At 65.9% G+C, this 16,274-nt stretch carries 16 protein-coding genes; 7 read left to right on the plus strand and 9 right to left on the minus strand.

Translation table 11 applies throughout. From position 1 onward, the window contains the following. The coding region (locus PHI64_RS21700) for a TRCF domain-containing protein (RefSeq protein WP_366945247.1) at positions 1–778 on the plus strand (778 nt) is incomplete at its 5' end. Positions 779–810: 32 nt separating this feature from the next. Here PHI64_RS21700 and PHI64_RS21705 read toward each other — a convergent pair. The 3 genes from PHI64_RS21705 to guaA form a co-directional block, all read right to left on the minus strand. Further along, on the minus strand, positions 811–1,620 hold the full coding sequence (locus PHI64_RS21705) for a response regulator (protein ID WP_299887862.1): 810 nt from the start codon (positions 1,618–1,620) through the stop codon (positions 811–813). Between the two features lie 97 nt (positions 1,621–1,717). Then, positions 1,718–2,023: a hypothetical protein gene (locus PHI64_RS21710; protein WP_299887863.1), complete on the minus strand. Its 306-nt coding sequence runs from the start codon at positions 2,021–2,023 to the stop codon at positions 1,718–1,720. Continuing rightward, positions 2,014–3,576 (minus strand): glutamine-hydrolyzing GMP synthase, encoded by a 1,563-nt coding sequence (guaA, locus tag PHI64_RS21715; protein WP_299887864.1) that lies wholly within the window; start codon positions 3,574–3,576, stop codon positions 2,014–2,016. Before guaA ends, PHI64_RS21710 begins: the two co-directional genes overlap by 10 nt. Positions 3,577–3,760: 184 nt before the next feature. On the opposite strand from guaA, the gene mutS reads away from it, so the two are divergent. Beyond that, a complete protein-coding gene (mutS, locus tag PHI64_RS21720) occupies positions 3,761–6,292 on the plus strand; it encodes a DNA mismatch repair protein MutS (protein ID WP_299887884.1) in 2,532 nt (843 codons plus the stop codon). Positions 6,293–6,302: 10 nt separating this feature from the next. Next, positions 6,303–7,259, plus strand: coding sequence for a metallophosphoesterase family protein (locus tag PHI64_RS21725; RefSeq protein ID WP_299887865.1), 957 nt, complete (start codon positions 6,303–6,305; stop codon positions 7,257–7,259). Positions 7,260–7,269: 10 nt separating this feature from the next. Here PHI64_RS21725 and PHI64_RS21730 read toward each other — a convergent pair whose 3' ends face one another. Beyond that, complete coding sequence (locus PHI64_RS21730) at positions 7,270–7,572, minus strand: hypothetical protein (protein ID WP_299887866.1); 303 nt, start codon at positions 7,570–7,572, stop codon at positions 7,270–7,272. 32 nt (positions 7,573–7,604) lie between these two features. Here PHI64_RS21730 and PHI64_RS21735 point away from each other — a divergent pair, with 32 nt between their 5' ends. Continuing rightward, entirely contained in the window at positions 7,605–8,390 is a 786-nt protein-coding gene (locus PHI64_RS21735) for a fused MFS/spermidine synthase (RefSeq protein WP_299887867.1), read from the plus strand. Continuing rightward, positions 8,387–9,490, plus strand: a complete 1,104-nt coding sequence (locus PHI64_RS21740) for an NAD(P)/FAD-dependent oxidoreductase (protein WP_299887868.1) — start codon at positions 8,387–8,389, stop codon at positions 9,488–9,490. The genes PHI64_RS21735 and PHI64_RS21740 overlap by 4 nt, the downstream gene beginning before the upstream one ends. Positions 9,491–9,623: 133 nt before the next feature. Here the strand turns inward: PHI64_RS21740 and dnaQ are convergent, their stop codons facing one another. Genes dnaQ through PHI64_RS21755 form a run of 3 tightly spaced genes read right to left on the minus strand, consistent with a single transcriptional unit; the run spans position 9,624 to position 11,579 of the window. Continuing rightward, positions 9,624–10,343 (minus strand): DNA polymerase III subunit epsilon, encoded by a 720-nt coding sequence (dnaQ, locus tag PHI64_RS21745; protein ID WP_299887870.1) that lies wholly within the window; start codon positions 10,341–10,343, stop codon positions 9,624–9,626. After that, positions 10,340–10,822 (minus strand): ribonuclease HI, encoded by a 483-nt coding sequence (gene rnhA / locus PHI64_RS21750; protein WP_299887872.1) that lies wholly within the window; start codon positions 10,820–10,822, stop codon positions 10,340–10,342. Before rnhA ends, dnaQ begins: the two co-directional genes overlap by 4 nt. Further along, positions 10,809–11,579, minus strand: a complete 771-nt coding sequence (locus PHI64_RS21755; protein ID WP_299887874.1) for a class I SAM-dependent methyltransferase — start codon at positions 11,577–11,579, stop codon at positions 10,809–10,811. Before PHI64_RS21755 ends, rnhA begins: the two co-directional genes overlap by 14 nt. Positions 11,580–11,617: 38 nt before the next feature. Between PHI64_RS21755 and gloB the strand changes: the two genes are divergently transcribed. Beyond that, positions 11,618–12,373 (plus strand): hydroxyacylglutathione hydrolase, encoded by a 756-nt coding sequence (gene gloB / locus PHI64_RS21760; RefSeq protein ID WP_299887876.1) that lies wholly within the window; start codon positions 11,618–11,620, stop codon positions 12,371–12,373. Positions 12,374–12,392: 19 nt separating this feature from the next. On the opposite strand, the gene PHI64_RS21765 is transcribed toward gloB, so the two are convergent. Continuing rightward, complete coding sequence (locus PHI64_RS21765; protein WP_299887878.1) at positions 12,393–13,349, minus strand: diguanylate cyclase; 957 nt, start codon at positions 13,347–13,349, stop codon at positions 12,393–12,395. A gap of 226 nt (positions 13,350–13,575) precedes the next feature. On the opposite strand from PHI64_RS21765, the gene PHI64_RS21770 reads away from it, so the two are divergent. After that, positions 13,576–15,138: a transglycosylase SLT domain-containing protein gene (locus PHI64_RS21770; RefSeq protein WP_299887880.1), complete on the plus strand. Its 1,563-nt coding sequence runs from the start codon at positions 13,576–13,578 to the stop codon at positions 15,136–15,138. A gap of 58 nt (positions 15,139–15,196) precedes the next feature. Here the strand turns inward: PHI64_RS21770 and PHI64_RS21775 are convergent. Then, positions 15,197–16,274: 2Fe-2S iron-sulfur cluster-binding protein (locus tag PHI64_RS21775; protein ID WP_299887882.1), on the minus strand; the 1,078-nt coding region annotated here is incomplete at its 5' end.

Raw genomic sequence — 16,274 nt, forward strand, 5'->3', positions numbered from 1 at the left:
CACCCGGGCCGACCGCTTCGGCCTGGCCCAGCTGCACCAGCTGCGCGGCCGCGTCGGGCGCTCCCACCACCAGGCCTACGCCTACCTGCTCACCGACGCCCACGCCAAGCCCACCGCCCAGGCCCAGAAGCGCCTGGAGGCCATCACCATGATGGAAGAGCTGGGTTCCGGCTTCTACCTGGCCATGCAGGATCTGGAGATCCGCGGCGCCGGCGAGGTGCTCGGCGAAAACCAGTCCGGCGAGATCCAGCAAGTCGGCGTCAGCCTGTACACCGAAATGCTCAAGCGCGCCGTGCGCGACCTGCAGCAAGGCAAGGAGCCCGACCTCAGCCAGCCTCTTGAGGTGGTCTCCGAGATCAACCTCCACGCCCCCGCCCTGCTCCCCAGCGACTACTGCAGCGACGTGCAGGAGCGCCTGACGCTCTACAAGCGTCTGGCCAACTGCGAATCCGAGGACGACCTGCAAGCCCTGCAGGAAGAGCTCATCGACCGCTTCGGCGAGATGCCGGACCAGACCCGTACCCTGCTCGAAACCCACCGTCTGCGCATGCTGGTCAAGCCCTATGGCGTGGCCAAAATGGACGCCTCCGAAAGCCAGATCAGCATCCAGTTTGGGCAGAACGCCCCCATCGACCCGGTGAAGGTGATCATGCTGATCCAGAAGGACAAGACGATCAAAATGTCAGGCCCGGACAAGCTCATCCGCAGGCTCGCCACCCCCGATCTCAAGATGCGGGTGGCCGCTGTAAAGGAGCTACTGGAGGCGGTAAAGGCCTGAACACGGAGGCTCACGCCCCTGGCCGCGTGATGCTAGCCTTCCGATTGGCGCAGCATCCCGGCAAGCAGTTGCTGCAGCAGCCCCGGCTCGAAGGGCTTGTCGCAAATGCCCGACACGCCAGCCTCCTGCACCGCGGCCAGACGGCTTTCACTGGATTCGCTGGTAACCATCAGGATGGGCACCTCCTGCTGCCAGCTGCGGGTACGCACGTACTCCACAAACTCCCGGCCATCCATCTCCGGCATGTTGTAGTCGGTCACAATCAGATCCACCATCGTGTCGGCCAGCAGGGTTGCCGCCTCCCGACCATTGCTGGCCTCGATGAAATGGCGCAGCCCCAGGTTTTCCAGCACCCGGCGGATGAATCGCCGGGCATTGGGGCTGTCATCCACCAGCAGCACCCGGATCGACCCAAGATCGAACTCGTTCTCCAGCACATGGCTGGTGCCCAGCAAGTCGAGGGTACGGCTGATCGCTCGTGACAACTGAGTAGAGGTAAAAGGCTTGGGGAGGATGCCGCAGGCGCCGGACTGGCGCACCGGCTCAAGGGCCTGGGGCCGGGTTTCGCTGGAGATCAGCAGAAACGGCACCTCGGCCAGGCGCCCTTCGGCACGCATCGCCTCGACCAACTCGGTGCCCGTGCCGTCGGGCAGATACAAGGCTGACAAGGTCAGATCCGGCATGCGGTGCCGCATGGCATCCAACGCATCGGCGACCGTACCGACAATCTCAACCTGACGCAGACCGATCTCGTCGCACTCGGCACGGATGATCCGGGCCTGCAAGGCAGACGGCTCAACCAGCAAAGCCCGCAGATTCTGAAAACGTGAGTCGCTTACCATCTCGCTTACCTGTTCATGAGCATCAGGCAGGGTTAGCGAACGCAAACGGCAAAGCTTGAGGTGCTGGCGCCAGGCCCTGCGCCCAGGACGGGCAGATTCAACCGGCTCGACGCCCCGCAGCCGTCTTCTGGCGCAGCCACCAGGCACCGAGGGCACTGCCCGGATAGCGCAACGCCACCGCCTCCAGCACCATGTTGCCGGTGGCCAGCATGAGGAACACATAGATCAGCACCGCCCACCAGGCATCCAGGTAGATCAGGCCAACCATCACCACCAGCTGGAACAGCGCAAACGCCACGCCCTTGATCTGACAGGCCCCGCGCCCCTGCCCCAGGGCCGCGAGCCTGACCGACATCGCCCACCAGGTTGGAGCCACCAGGAGCAGGGCCAGTGTTATTCCCACTCGATCGTCGCCGGCGGCTTGCCGCTGATGTCGTACACCACCCGGTTGATGCCGCGCACTTCGTTGATGATGCGGTTGCTCACCTTGCCCAGCAGGCTGTGGGGCAGCTCGGCCCAGTGGGCGGTCATGAAATCCTGGGTCTGCACGGCGCGCAGGGCCACCACGTATTCGTAGGTGCGGCCGTCGCCCATCACGCCTACGCTCTTCACCGGCAGGAACACGGCAAAAGCCTGGCTGGTCTTGTCGTACCAGTCGGCGGCGCGCAGCTCGTCGATGAAGATCGCGTCGGCGCGGCGCAGCAGGTCGGCGTAGTCCTTTTTCACCTCGCCCAGGATGCGCACCCCCAGGCCGGGGCCGGGGAAGGGATGGCGGTAGACCATCTCGTGGGGCAGGCCCAGGGCGATACCCAGCTCGCGGACTTCGTCCTTGAACAGCTCGCGCAGGGGCTCCAGCAGCTTGAGATTGAGGGTGTCGGGCAGGCCGCCCACGTTGTGGTGGCTCTTGATGGCGTGGGCCTTGCCGGTCTTGGCGCCGGCCGATTCGATCACGTCCGGATAGATGGTGCCCTGGGCCAACCACTTGGCGCTGGGCAGCTTGGCCGCCTCGGCCTGGAAGACCTCGACGAACTCGCGGCCGATGATCTTGCGCTTGGCCTCCGGATCGGGCACGCCCTTGAGGTGCCCCATGAACTGCTCGGTGGCATCCACGTGGATGACCTTGACGCCCAGGTTGCGGGCGAACATCTGCATGACCATCTCGCCCTCGTTGAGGCGCAGCAGGCCGTTGTCCACAAACACACAGGTGAGCTGGTCGCCAATCGCCTTGTGCAGCAGGGCGGCAACCACGGAAGAGTCGACACCGCCGGACAGGCCGAGGATGACCTCATCCTTGCCCACCTGGGCGCGCACCTTCTCGATGGCTTCATTGACGTAGTCGGGCATGTTCCAGTCGTGCTGGCAGCCGCAGATCTCGTGAACGAAGCGGGCAATCATCTCCTTGCCCTTGATGGTGTGGGTGACTTCCGGGTGGAACTGCACCGCGTAGAACTTGCGCGCCTCGTCGGCCATGGCGGCCAGCGGAGTGGAGTCGTTGGAGGCGATCACCTTGAAGCCCGGCGGCAGTTCGGTGACCTTGTCACCGTGACTCATCCACACATCCAGCAGGCCATGGCCTTCGTCGTTGGTCCGGTCCTGAATGCCACGGAACAGCTCGGAATGGCCCCGGGCGCGGATCTCGGCGTAGCCGAACTCCCGCTTGCCGGAGCTTTCCACCTTGCCCCCCAGCTGGGCCGCCATGGTCTGCATGCCGTAGCAGATGCCAAACACCGGCACCCCGATCTCGAACACCGCCATCGGCGCCTTCACCTCGCCCGCCTCGTACACCGAGTTGGGGCCGCCGGACAGGATGATCCCCTCGGGCGCAAAGCTGCGGATGAAGTCATCCGACACGTCGTAGGGGTGGATTTCGCAGTACACCTGCTGCTCACGCACACGGCGGGCGATGAGTTGGGTGACCTGGGAGCCGAAATCGAGGATCAGGATTTTCTTGTGCACGGCGGAGTCCGTAGGGTGAAAACGGGAAGGCCGGCATTATACCTTCAGGGGAAGCACGGCGCCTTGTTGGTACAATCCCGCCCTCGCAACGCTCTTACCAAGAGCAAAGAACGCCCCCACCCAAGAGCCGCCCGTGTCCAAGCAGAAACCCATCTCCGACGAAGTCATCGCCACTCACACCCCCATGATGCAGCAGTACCTCCGCATCAAGCAGGACCACCCCGACACCCTCCTCTTCTACCGCATGGGCGACTTCTACGAGCTGTTCTTCGAGGACGCCGAGAAGGCCGCGCGCCTGATGGACATCACGCTCACAACCCGGGGCGCGTCCGGCGGACAGCCGATCAAGATGGCGGGGGTGCCGCACCATGCGGTGGAGCAGTACCTGGCGCGGCTGGTCAAGCTGGGCGAGTCGGTGGTGATTGCCGAACAGGTGGGTGAGCCCGGGGCCACCAAGGGGCCCATGGAGCGGGCGGTGTCGCGCATCGTCACACCGGGCACGCTAACCGATGCGGCGCTGCTGGATGACAAGGCCGATGCGCCGCTGCTGGCGGTCAATCTGCACCGGGGGGTGCTGGGGCTGGCCTGGCTCAACCTGGCCAACGGGGATTTTCGGGTGCTGGAGTGCGATGCGCCCCAGCTGGCGGCCCAGTTCGAGCGCCTGCGCCCGGCCGAGGTGCTGATTCCCGACGGGCTGCGTCTGCCGCTGCTGGAGCACCTGGCCCCCAGCCTGCGCCGCCTGGCCGACTGGCAGTTTGATGCCGAGACGGCGCGGCGCCTCCTCACCACCCACTTTGGCACCCGCGATCTGGCCGGCTTCGGCGCCGACGAGATGCCGGTGGCCCTGGCCGCAGCGGCGGCCCTGTTTGATTACGCCCGCGCCACCCAACGCCAGGCCCTGGCCCATATCACCGCGCTGACGGCCGAGCGCGACAGTGCCTTCCTGCGTCTGGACGCGGCCACCCGGCGCAACCTGGAGCTCACCGAGACCCTGCGCGGGGAGGCCTCCCCCACCCTGCTGTCCTTGCTCGACACCTGCGCCACCAGCATGGGCTCCCGCTGGCTGCGCCACGCCCTGCACCACCCCCTGCGTGACCGGAGTGCCGCCGCCCACCGCCACATGGCCGTAGCCGAGCTGGGCGAAGGCCCGGTGGAACCGGTGCGGCGCACCCTGCGTGGGGTATCCGACGTGGAGCGCATCACCGCCCGGGTGGCGCTGCGTAGCGCCCGCCCGCGGGATCTGTCCGCCCTGCGCGACAGCCTGGGCCGTCTGGCCGAGCTGCGCGCCGCCATGGGCAACCCCCAGGCACCGCTGCTGGAGCGCATGCTCGAAAAGCTCGCCACGCCCGACGAAGCCCTGGATCTGCTGACCCGCGCCATTACCGCCGAACCCTCCACCGTGCTGCGGGACGGCGGCGTGATCGCCGAAGGCTTCGATGCCGACCTGGACGAGCTGCGCGGCATCCAGACCAACTGCGGCGCCTTTCTGCTGGAACTGGAAGCCCGGGAACGGGAGCGCACCGGCATTGCCAACCTCAAGGTGGAGTTCAACCGGGTCCACGGTTTCTACATTGAGATCTCCGCCGCCAACGCCGCCAAGGGCGAACTGCCCGAGGACTACCGCCGCCGCCAGACCCTGAAGAACGCCGAGCGCTTCATCACCCCGGAGCTCAAGGCCTTCGAGGACAAGGCCCTGTCGGCCCAGGAGCGCGCCCTGGCCCGGGAAAAGCTGCTCTACGAGGGCGTGCTCGACGCCCTCGCCGCCGACATTCCGCGCTTCCAGCGCATCGCCCGGGCCTGCGCCCTGCTCGATGGCCTTTCCGCCTTTGCCGAAGCCGCCGCCCGTTACAACTACGCCATGCCCCGCTTCAGCGATCAGCCGGGCATCGAGATCCAGGCCGGGCGCCACCCGGTGGTGGAACGGCAGGTGGAAAACTTCATCGCCAACGACTGCCGCCTCGACCCCACCCGGCGCATGCTGCTGATCACCGGCCCCAACATGGGCGGTAAATCCACCACCATGCGCCAGGTGGCGCTGATCGTGCTGCTGGCCCACGTGGGCTGCTTCGTGCCGGCAAGCAGCACCCGCATCGGGCCGGTGGATGCCATCTTCACCCGCATCGGCGCCTCCGACGATCTGGCCTCCGGGCGCTCCACCTTCATGGTCGAGATGACCGAGGCCGCCGCCATCCTCCACGGCGCCACCGACCAGAGCCTGGTGCTGATGGACGAGATCGGCCGCGGCACCTCCACCTTTGACGGCGTGGCCCTGGCCGTGGCCATTGCCCGCCACCTGCTCGACAAGAACCGCTGCTGGACGCTGTTTGCCACCCACTACTTCGAGCTGACCCGCCTCGCCCAGGACTACCCGGAGTGCGCCAACGTGCACCTGGATGCAGTAGAGCACAACCACGGCATCGTCTTCCTGCATTCCCTGGAGGAAGGCCCGGCCAGCCAGAGCTACGGGATTGAAGTTGCGGCGCTGGCGGGCATTCCCTCGGCGGTGGTTCGCGATGCCAAGCGCCGCCTGCGCGCCCTGGAGAACCGCGAGATTTCCGCCGGCCCCCAGGCCGACCTGTTCGCCAGCCTCCCCCCCGAGGAGCCCGAACACACCGGCCATCCGGTACTCGGTGCCCTGGCCGGGATCGACCCCGACGCCCTCAGCCCGCGGGAGGCCCTGGAGGCGCTCTACGAGCTGAAGCGCCTGAGCGCCTGAGCATCGCCCCATGCGCCGCACCGCCCTCGCCCTCGCCCTGCTTGTCAGCCTGTCGGCCCTCACTGCCCAGGCCGCCGAGCCCTTCAGCTTCGGGGTCTTTGGCGACACGCCCTACAACCGCTTCGAGCGCACCCATCTGCCGGCGGTGATCGCCGAGATGGACGCAGAGCTCCTCAAGGTGGTGATTCACGACGGCGACATCAAGAACGGCGGGGAGCGCTGCGACGACGCCCTTTACGAAGACCGGCTGAGCCTGTTCAAGGGTAGTTACCACCCCTTCGTCTTCGTGCCCGGCGACAACGACTGGACTGACTGCCACCGCCCCAGTAACGGCGCCTACGACCCGCTGGAACGCCTGGAAAAGCTGCGCACGGTGTTTTTCGCCGACCCCCGCAAAACCCACGGTCAATACCCGATGGCCGTGGACAGCCAGGCAGACAACCCCGCGTTTTCAGCCTACCGGGAACATCAGCGCTGGCAGATCGGTCCGGTGCTCTTCCTGACGGTCAATGTGCCGGGCAGCGGCAACAACTTCGGGCGTAAAAAGACCCCCGGAGCGGAATACCTGGCGCGCAGCGCAGCTGTCAAGGCATGGATTGCCGCCGGCTTTGCCCGGGCCCGCAGCGCCCGGCTGGAGGGCATCGTGCTGGTGATGCAGGCCAACCCGGACATCGAGGATTTCGCTGAGGGCAAGGGCAACCACGCCTATCGAGAACTCCTGACCCAGCTGCTGGCCGAAACGCGCAGCTTTCCCGGCCAGGTGCTGCTGGTTCACGGGGACAGCCATGTGCACCGCATTGACACGCCCCTTCGCGACCCGAAAGACGGTTCCACCGTGGGCAACTTCACCCGCGTGGAAACTTTCGGCTCGCCCTTCATGGGTTGGGTCAAAGTGGACGTAACGCCGGGCAGCAAGCCCCTCTTCCGTCCGTCCGGCCGGCCCTATGCGCCCAAAAGCGGCGACTGAGATGACTCGGTTATTGCTGCGTCGGGTTCATCCGCTCACGCACACTCTCCAGCGCCTTGCGCACGCCTTCGGCCGCTGCCTCGACACCGTCGGTTGCAGCCGCTTCGCTGACCACGTGGTAGTGCAGCACCAACAACCCCCGCAACTTCTCCCAGGCCAAGGGGTTGTCCGATGCGCATATGCTCGATTCACCGCGCAGCACCGCCTCGACAACGCCCGGCTCAAGCAGGTGAATACCGCACAGTTGGGCCAGACGGGCGATCTCCATGTCGATGGAAGCAAGCTCGCGGTTGAAGTGCTCGAAAGTGGTCATGTTCGACTCCAGGACGTCGCGACGCGACGTTGTTGCAGTGCACTACAGAATACACCGGTTTTTCCATGAACATTCCCATCGACATCAGTGAAGAGTCCGGCGTCCGCTACCTGCATTTCGGCTCCGACTGGGTGCAAGGCGCCATGCGCCTGCGCAAGCCAAACGCCCTTGAACTCACCTATACCCGCGAGATGATGGCCGGGCTGCTGTTCCGCGAAGCGCCCTGGCCGGCCCGGGTTCTGCTAATCGGTCTGGGCGCCGGTTCCCTGGCCAAGTTCGTCCATCACCACCTGCCCCAGGCCCGGGTAACGGTAGTGGAGATCGCCCCCGAGGTGCACGCCGTGGCCCAGCAGTATTTCCGGCTGCCCGACGAGGATGCGCGCCTGGAAGTGCATATCGGCGACGGGGCTGCCTTCGTCCAGGACGATCCGCGCCAATGGGATCTGATCGCCGTCGACGGCTTCGACCGCCATGCCCGGGCCGGCGCCCTGGCCACACCGCCCTTCTATGCGGCATGCCGGGCCCGCCTGGCCCCTGACGGCATCCTCAGCGTCAATCTCTTCGGACAGCTGCGGGGTTTCAAGACCCAACTGCAACGCCTCCGCAAGGCCTTTGACGGGCGGGTGCTGGATCTGCCCGAATGCGACAGCGGCAACGTCGTTGCCCTGGCCACCCCCTCCGGCGGGCAAGCCCTTGATCTCGCCACCCTGAAGCTGCGGGCTGCCGGGCTCAAGGCCGCCACCGGTCTGGACCTGCTGCCCACCCTGCGCCGGCTGGAGAAATCCGGCGCCAGCCCGGATGGCACCGTAAAGCTGTGAGCAACCGGGTCGACTGCGTCGTCATCGGCGCCGGGGTGATCGGCCTGGCCTGTGCCCGGGTTCTGGCCCGGGTCGGGCACGAGGTGCTGATCCTCGAAGCAGCCGACACTTTCGGCACCGGCATTTCCAGCCGCTCCAGCGAGGTGATTCACGCCGGTCTCTACTACCCGGCCGACTCCCTGCGCGCACGCCTCTGCCGGCCCGGCAGAGACGCCCTGTATGCCTGGTGCGCCGAGCGGCACATTCCCCATCAGCGGGTCGGTAAACTGGTGGTCGCCACCGCGACGGCCCAGTTGCCGGTACTCGACAAGATTTCACGTCAGGCTCGGGACAACGGCGTGACCGGCCTGCAACGCCTGGACGGGGCAGAAGCCCGGGCCCTGGAGCCAGCCCTGCACTGCGTAGGCGCCCTGCTCTCCCCGGATACCGGCATTGTGGACAGCCACGCGCTGATGCTCAGCCTGCTCGCCGACGCCCAGGCCGCCGGAGCCGTCCTGGCAACCCATGCGCAGGTAGAGTCCATGGAATGCAGCCTTGACGGCCACGTACTGGAGGTGGGCGGTACCGACCCGATGCGCCTGCACGCCAGGCAGGTCATCAATGCCGCCGGGCTCGGCGCCCTTCCCCTGGCCCGGCGCATGCGCGGCTTTCCAGCCGACCTGCTACCGATTGCCCGTTATGCCCGGGGCAATTACTTCGCCCTGCAGGGTCGAAGCCCCTTCACGCGCCTGATCTACCCCGTCCCGGAAAGCGCCGGCCTCGGCGTGCATTTGACTCTGGACCTGGGCGGACAGGCCCGTTTCGGGCCCGATGTGGAGTGGGTGGACGCACCCGGCTATCAGGTCGACCCGGCCCGCGCCGAGGCCTTCTACCCCGCCGTGCGGCGCTACTGGCCGGGCCTGCCGGATGGTGCCCTGACACCGGCCTACGCGGGCATCCGGCCGAAAATCCATGGCCCGGACGAGCCGGCAGCCGACTTCATGCTGCTGGGGCCGGCAAACCATGGGGTGCCGGGGCTGGTACAGCTTTTCGGGATCGAATCCCCCGGCCTGACCAGCTGCCTGGCCCTGGCAGATGCGGTAAGAGACGCGCTCGGCTGACGTTACCGCTTCTCCGTCAAACACGATTCGGGGCGACTTCAGTCGCCCATCCCCGGTTTGATCATCATCACCGGCATGCCTTTGATCAAAGTCCGCGGGCGATTGAAGTCGCCCCCACGGGAGCACCACACACTCAACCGGCCGCCGGTGGCGCCGGGGGAATCCACATGCAGTTGCCCTTGTTGGCCTTGGCGATCTCCCCCAGTACCCGCTCGTGGCCCTCCAGTTCCTCGGGCAGGGCACGCAAAACGCGCAGTGGTGGCCGCTCGGCAAAGCCGGCACCGCTGCCGTCATCCATCTGCGGCGGCGGCTCGTCGATGCTCATGATCAGGCTCTCCTGGCCACGGGTCATGGCCAGGTACACATCGGCCAGCAGCTCCGCATCCAGCAACGCGCCGTGCAGGGTCCGGTGGGTATTGTCGATCTCGTAGAGGGAACACAGGGCGTTGAGGGAAGCCTTCTTGCCCGGGTTCTGCTCCTTGGCCAGCTTCAGAGTATCGATCACCGACGGACAGATGGCGGTGAGGATAGGTCGCCCCAGGAGACCCAGCTCGTAATTGAGGAAGCCCACGTCGAAGGATGCGTTATGGATAACCAGCTCGCCGCCGGCCACAAAGGCTTCGAACTCCTCGACGATGTCCTTGAACACCGGCTTGTCCACCAGGAACTCGTTGGTGATGCCGTGAACCGCCATGGCGCCCGCATCAATCTCGCGCTGGGGGTTGATGAAAACGTGGTAATGCCTGCCGGTGAGCTTGCGATCAAGCAGCTCGACACAGCCGATTTCAATCACCCGATCGCCGCTCTTCCAGTCCAGGCCGGTGGTTTCCGTATCCAGAACGATCTGTCTCATGCCTTCACTCCTGCCACTTCTTCAGAATCCACAACGCGGCCCATTTTGCGTACAGCCTCCACACCGCGCCGGGCCAGGGCGTCGGCGCGTTCGTTCTCCACATGGCCGGCGTGGCCCTTCACCCACAGCCACTTGATCTGATGACGGGCTGCCTCTGCATCCAGGGCGCGCCACAGATCCTCATTTTTTACCGGCGCCTTCGATGCGGTCTTCCAGCCCCGCGCCTTCCAGCCATGAATCCACTCGGAAATGCCCTTCTGGACATACTGGGAGTCTGTGTGCACCCGCGCCGACACCGGCCGCTTCATGGCCGCCAGGGCCCGGATCACTGCCAGCAACTCCATGCGGTTGTTGGTGGTGGCGGGCTCACCGCCCCACAGCTCTTTCTCGTGGGTACCGGCGCGCAGGATCGCGCCCCAGCCACCGGGCCCCGGGTTGCCGGAACAGGCGCCGTCGGTATAGATATCAATCTCGTCCAATATCGTTCTCGTATGTGGTTTTACGGGGGCCGGCGTCGGTGCCCCCGCTTTTCTGAATGATGGGCGCCAGCGCCCGGGCGCGCGCCTTGCGGTCCCATTTGGGCATGATCAGGCGCATGCCATGCACTCGCTTGATGGCGTGAATCACGTACACGCCGCCGCCGATGGGCCACCAGCGCGGGCCGGCCTTGTCGAGCAGCCCGAGGCGGTCGATCCATTTCTGCTGCTCCAGGGCCGGCACGAAGCAGCCCGAACGCTGGGTACCAATCTCGAAGCTCAGCAGCGCCAGCCAATCTTTCAAGCGGCGGGTGCTCAGGTACTGCCCGTGCCATGGATAAGCAGCGCACTCCCGCGCCAGCCGGCGGCGCAAGCCGAACAGGCTGATGGGGTTGAAACCGGCAATGACCACGTGGCCGTCGGCCACCAGCACCCGCTCCACCTCCCGCAGCACCTGGTGCGGGTTTGCTGCGAACTCCAGCACATGGGGCAGCACCACCAGATCGAGGCTGTTGGAGGCAAAAGGCAGGGCCTGAAGATCCGTTTCCAGGTTCACCTCACCCGCCCCGGCCCGAAAGCGCAGGGGCATCCGGTTGGCGCGCAGGAAGTCCGCCTCCGGCAAACCCAGCTGGACCGCGTTGTAGCCGAAGATGTCGCTGACCAGCGCATCAATGCGCTCGGCCTCCCAGGCCATGACGTAACGCCCCAGCGGGGTGTCGAGCCAGGCGTGCAGACCGGGAAAGGACTCGGTGGGCGACATCGGAATACGAAGGGTGGGAGAGCGGCTACAATCGGGGGATGCAGATTATCCCCCTTCCCGCGTTTCGCGATAACTATATCTGGCTGCTCCGTCACGGCACCACCGCCACGGTGGTCGACCCTGGCGATGCCGCTCCGGTGCTGCGCCACCTGGCCGACCAAGGCCTGACGCTCGGCGCCATCCTGATCACCCACCACCACTCCGACCACATCGGCGGCGTCGAGGCTCTGCTGGCCGCACATCCGGCGCCGGTGTACGGACCGGCACGGGAGGCCATTCCGGCCATCACCCGGCCAGTTGGCGACGGCGACATGGTGTCGGTGCCCGGCGCCGAGTTCCGGGTCATCGATGTTCCTGGCCATACCGCCGGCCATGTGGCGTATTACGCCGCCCCCATGCTGTTCTGCGGCGACACGCTGTTCGCAGCCGGTTGCGGGCGCATCTTCGAAGGCACGCCGGCCCAGCTCTACGCATCCCTCGAACGGCTGGCCGGGCTGCCCGGCGACACCCAGGTGTATTGCACTCACGAATACACCCTCTCCAACCTGGCCTTCGCCGCCGCCGTCGAGCCTAACAACCCGGCGATCACCGAACGCACTGCCCTGTGCCAGGCCCTGCGTGCCGACGAGCGCCCCACGGTGCCCTTCCGGCTCGACGGGGAGCGCGACTCCAACCCCTTTCTGCGCACCCGCGAAGCGGAGGTTGTCCGCCAGGCAGAAGTTCAGGCCGGGCGCTCCCTGGCCGGCCCTGAAGAGGTGTTTGCCGTGCTGCGGGAGTGGAAAAACCGCTTTTGAGCGGCTGAAAAACGGAAAATCAGGAAGGAAGGCGCACCGCCGCGGCCGCGATACGGTTGCGGCCGCTTTCCTTGGCCTGATACAGGGCATCGTCGGCGGCCTTGAGCAGATCGGCCGACAGGCCCTCATTGCGCCCCGGGATCACCGACGCCACTCCGATGCTCACGGTCACCACGCCATTGCCACGAGCGTAACGATGGGTGATGCGCAGCCCCTCCACAGCTGAACGCATGCCTTCAGCCACCTGCAGGGCGCCGGTGATGTCGGTATCCGGCAGGATCACCGCAAACTCCTCGCCCCCATAGCGGGCCACCAGGTCGGCCGGGCGGCGCAGCACCGAGCTCAGGGTGCGCGCCACAGCCTTCAGGCACTCATCACCCACCTGGTGACCGTAGCCATCGTTGAACTGCTTGAACTTGTCCACATCGCACAGCAGCAAGGCCAGGGGCTTGCCCTGGCGGCTGGCACGGCGCCATTCCCGCAGCAGGGTCTCGTCGAACTGGCGCCGGTTGGCAATGGAGGTGAGACCGTCGAGGGACGACAGTCGGGTGAGTTCCTGGTTGGCCTCGTCAAGCTTGCGAGTCAGCACCAGCAGCGAATAACGCATCTGGGCGATACGCTGCATGGCCCGCACCTTGGCGGCCAGCACCGTCTCGGAGACAGGCTTGATCAGGTAGTCATCGCCTCCCACGGCGATACCCTTTTCCAGGTCTTCATCGCTGGTGCGGGCGGTGAGGAAGATGATCGGCGTCCATTCGCCGGCCTGTTCGAGCTGACGGATGCGCCGGGCGACTTCGAAGCCATCCATGCCGGGCATGATGATGTCGAGGAGGATCAAATCAGGACGTTCGAGCTTGAACTGCTCGATGCCCTTCTCGCCATCCCGCGCCACGATGGGGTCAATGCCGATCTTGCGGAGTTGATGAGACACCAAGGTCGCGCTCGTCAGGGTGTCCTCAATCAACAGGGCTTTCACGTATGGGTCTCGATGCGGAGTCGGGGTTTGATGGCGCGCGCGCGGCTGTGGGCGGATTGTGCCCCAAATGGGGTAGAAGCGGGGTGTTTCCGGCTCCTGTCAGGCCACAAGCCTTGCCTGGCGCTGCCCTTGGCCGGTTTGTCGTGTTTTGAAGCGTTTACCGGTTTGACCCCCCAGCATATGGGCAGATAAAATCCCGCCTTTGCTTTTCGCGCGACAAAGCCCGATGTATCCGAGAGTTATCGCGCTGTTCCTGTCTCTTTTCGCTGCAGGCACCCTGCAGGCCAACGATGCCGTCGAGATGCCCCTGCGCTTCGACCCGCTATCGTCCCTCAATGAAGCGGGCGGCCTCCAGCCTCCCCAGACCTTCGAGATCCGCGAGCAGCACGTCCGCGTCCCCACTGTTGACCTCACCGTCGAGACCGACGACCTGTGGGAACGCATGCGGCGCGGCTTCTCCATGCCCGACCTGAACACCGAGCTCGTTACCGACAGGCAGATCTACTACATCAACCGCCCGGGAGCCCTGCGCCAGATTTTCACCCGCGGCCAGCGCTATCTCTACCACATCGTGGAGGAACTGGAGCGCCGCGGCATGCCCACCGAGCTGGCTCTGCTGCCGATGGTGGAGAGCGCTTTCAACCCCATGGCCTTGTCTTCGGCCCAGGCCTCCGGCCTGTGGCAGTTCATCCCGTCCACCGGCAAAAGCTACAACCTGGAGCAAAACTGGTGGGTGGACGAGCGTCGCGACGTGATCGCCTCCACCAACGCCGCCCTCGACTACCTGCAGACCATCTACGAGATGCACGGTGACTGGCACCTGGCCCTGGCCTCCTACAACTGGGGCGAAGGCGCGGTGGGCCGGGCGGTGGCCAAGAACCGGGCTGCCGGACTGCCCACCGAATACCAGCACCTCAACATGCCCGGGGAAACCCGCTATTACGTGCCCAAGCTGCAGGCGCTGAAAAACATCGTCGCCCAGCCCGAACTCTTCGGCATCACCCTGCCCCGCATTCCCAACCGGCCCTATTTCGTCACCGTCGAGAGCCGCGTCGCCCTGGATCTGGCCACCGCTGCCCGTCTGGCCGAAACCTCGGTAGACGAAATCCTGGCCCTCAACCCGGGCTACAAGCGCCCCGTGCTGCCCACCAACGGCAGCCAGTCCCTGGTCATCCCGGCAAGCCAGGTTGAAGCCTTTCTGGTCAACCTGTCCCGCCACGACCCGGCCAGCGCCAGCTGGCGCACCTACGAGCTGCAGGAAGGTGAAGGCCTGGAAGGCGCTGCCGATCGTCTCGGCATCTCCGCAGCCCGCCTGCGCCAAGTCAATGGCCTGTCGCCACGGGCCCGCATCGGCACTGGCTATACCCTGATCGTTCCGTCGGAGAGCGACGGTGATCGCATCACCCTGAGTAACCTGCTGCCCACGCGCCCCCAGGCTGGTGCCGTCGAGCCACCACCACCAAGCCGCACCCTGATCCAGCGCACCGTGGTGCGGGGCAAGAACGGCCGATCCATGGTGGTGGAACGCAAGGTGACGGTGCAGGACAGCACCCCGTCCCGCGACAGGAGCGAAACCAAGGGCAAGCACAGCAAGCGGGTGGCCGAAGACCGTGAAAGGCCTGCTGCCAAGGGCAACACCAAGGCAGCCCCTGTTGCCAACAAGGCGGGCAAACCCGAGAAGGCCGACAAACCGGCTCGCCAGGAAAAGGCCGAAAAGTCCGCCAAGGGCGCCAGCAAACCCGCAGCCCCACCCGCCAAGGCCAAGGCCGAACCGCCCAAACGACGGTAACGGCTGGCTGCACGTAAAAGCCGTGGGGTCGATTGAATTCGACCCCACGCCCCTCCGATCAGCGCTCGTCGAAACTCACCAGCAGGCGTTTGCTGGTGGCCCGTGCCTGGCAGCTGAGCACAAAGCCCTGATCCACTTCGGCCCCTTCCAGGGTGAAGTTCTTGTCCATCACCACCGTACCGTCCAGCACCTTGGCACGGCAGGTGCAGCACACCCCGGCCTTGCACGAGAAGGGCAGATCCAGACCGGCATTGAGGGCCGCGTCCAGCACGTGCTCGTCGGCACCGATGGCGATGTCGTGCTCCTTGCCGTCCAGCACCACGGTCAGCGCGATGTCCTTGGCTGCAGCGGCGACGCTGGCTGCGGCTGTGGCGGCACCCACCGGCTTCGCACCGGCCGGCAAGCCGGCGGTGAAGCGCTCGGTGCGCACGCGATCGGCGGGCACGCCAGCCTCCACCAGGGCGGTTTCGGTGGCCGTGATCATCTCGTCGGGGCCGCAGATGAAGACTTCATCCATGGACCCCACGGGCAGCAGGGCCCGGATGATCTCGCGCACCTTGTCGCCGTCGATGCGCCCCTGCAGCAGGTCCACTTCCTGGGCCTGACGAGACAGGATGTGGATGAGCGTAAGGCGGTCGCGGTAGCGGTCCTTCAGATCCTGCAGGGCTTCATTGAACATCACCGAAGACATGCGACGGTTGCCGTACACCAGGGTGAACTTGCTGCCCGGCTGCTCTTCCAGCGTGGTGGCGGCGATCGACAAGATGGGGGTGATGCCCGAGCCGGCGGCAAAGCCGACGCGGTGGATGGCACGCTGCTTTTTAACCGTGAAGCGCCCGTCCGGCGGCATGACCTGGAGGGTGTCACCAGCTTTGACCGACCGGGCAGCCCAATTGGAGAAGATCCCGCCTTCCACCGGGCGGATCCCCACCTCCAGTTCGCCAGCCTTGGCAAGGCGGCTGCGCGGGCTGCTGATGGAATAGTTGCGGCGTACATCCTGGCCGTTGATGGTGGCGCGCAGGGTCAGAAACTGGCCCGGTTCGAACGCGAAGCGATCCTTGTCGGCGTCGGGAATGGCAAAGGTGATGGCCACCGCGCCGGCCGCCTCGGGGCTGACCCGCTTGACGGCAAGTTCT

The sequence above is a fragment of the Zoogloea sp. genome (assembly GCF_028689785.1).
Classification (GTDB): Bacteria; Pseudomonadota; Gammaproteobacteria; order Burkholderiales; family Rhodocyclaceae; genus Zoogloea.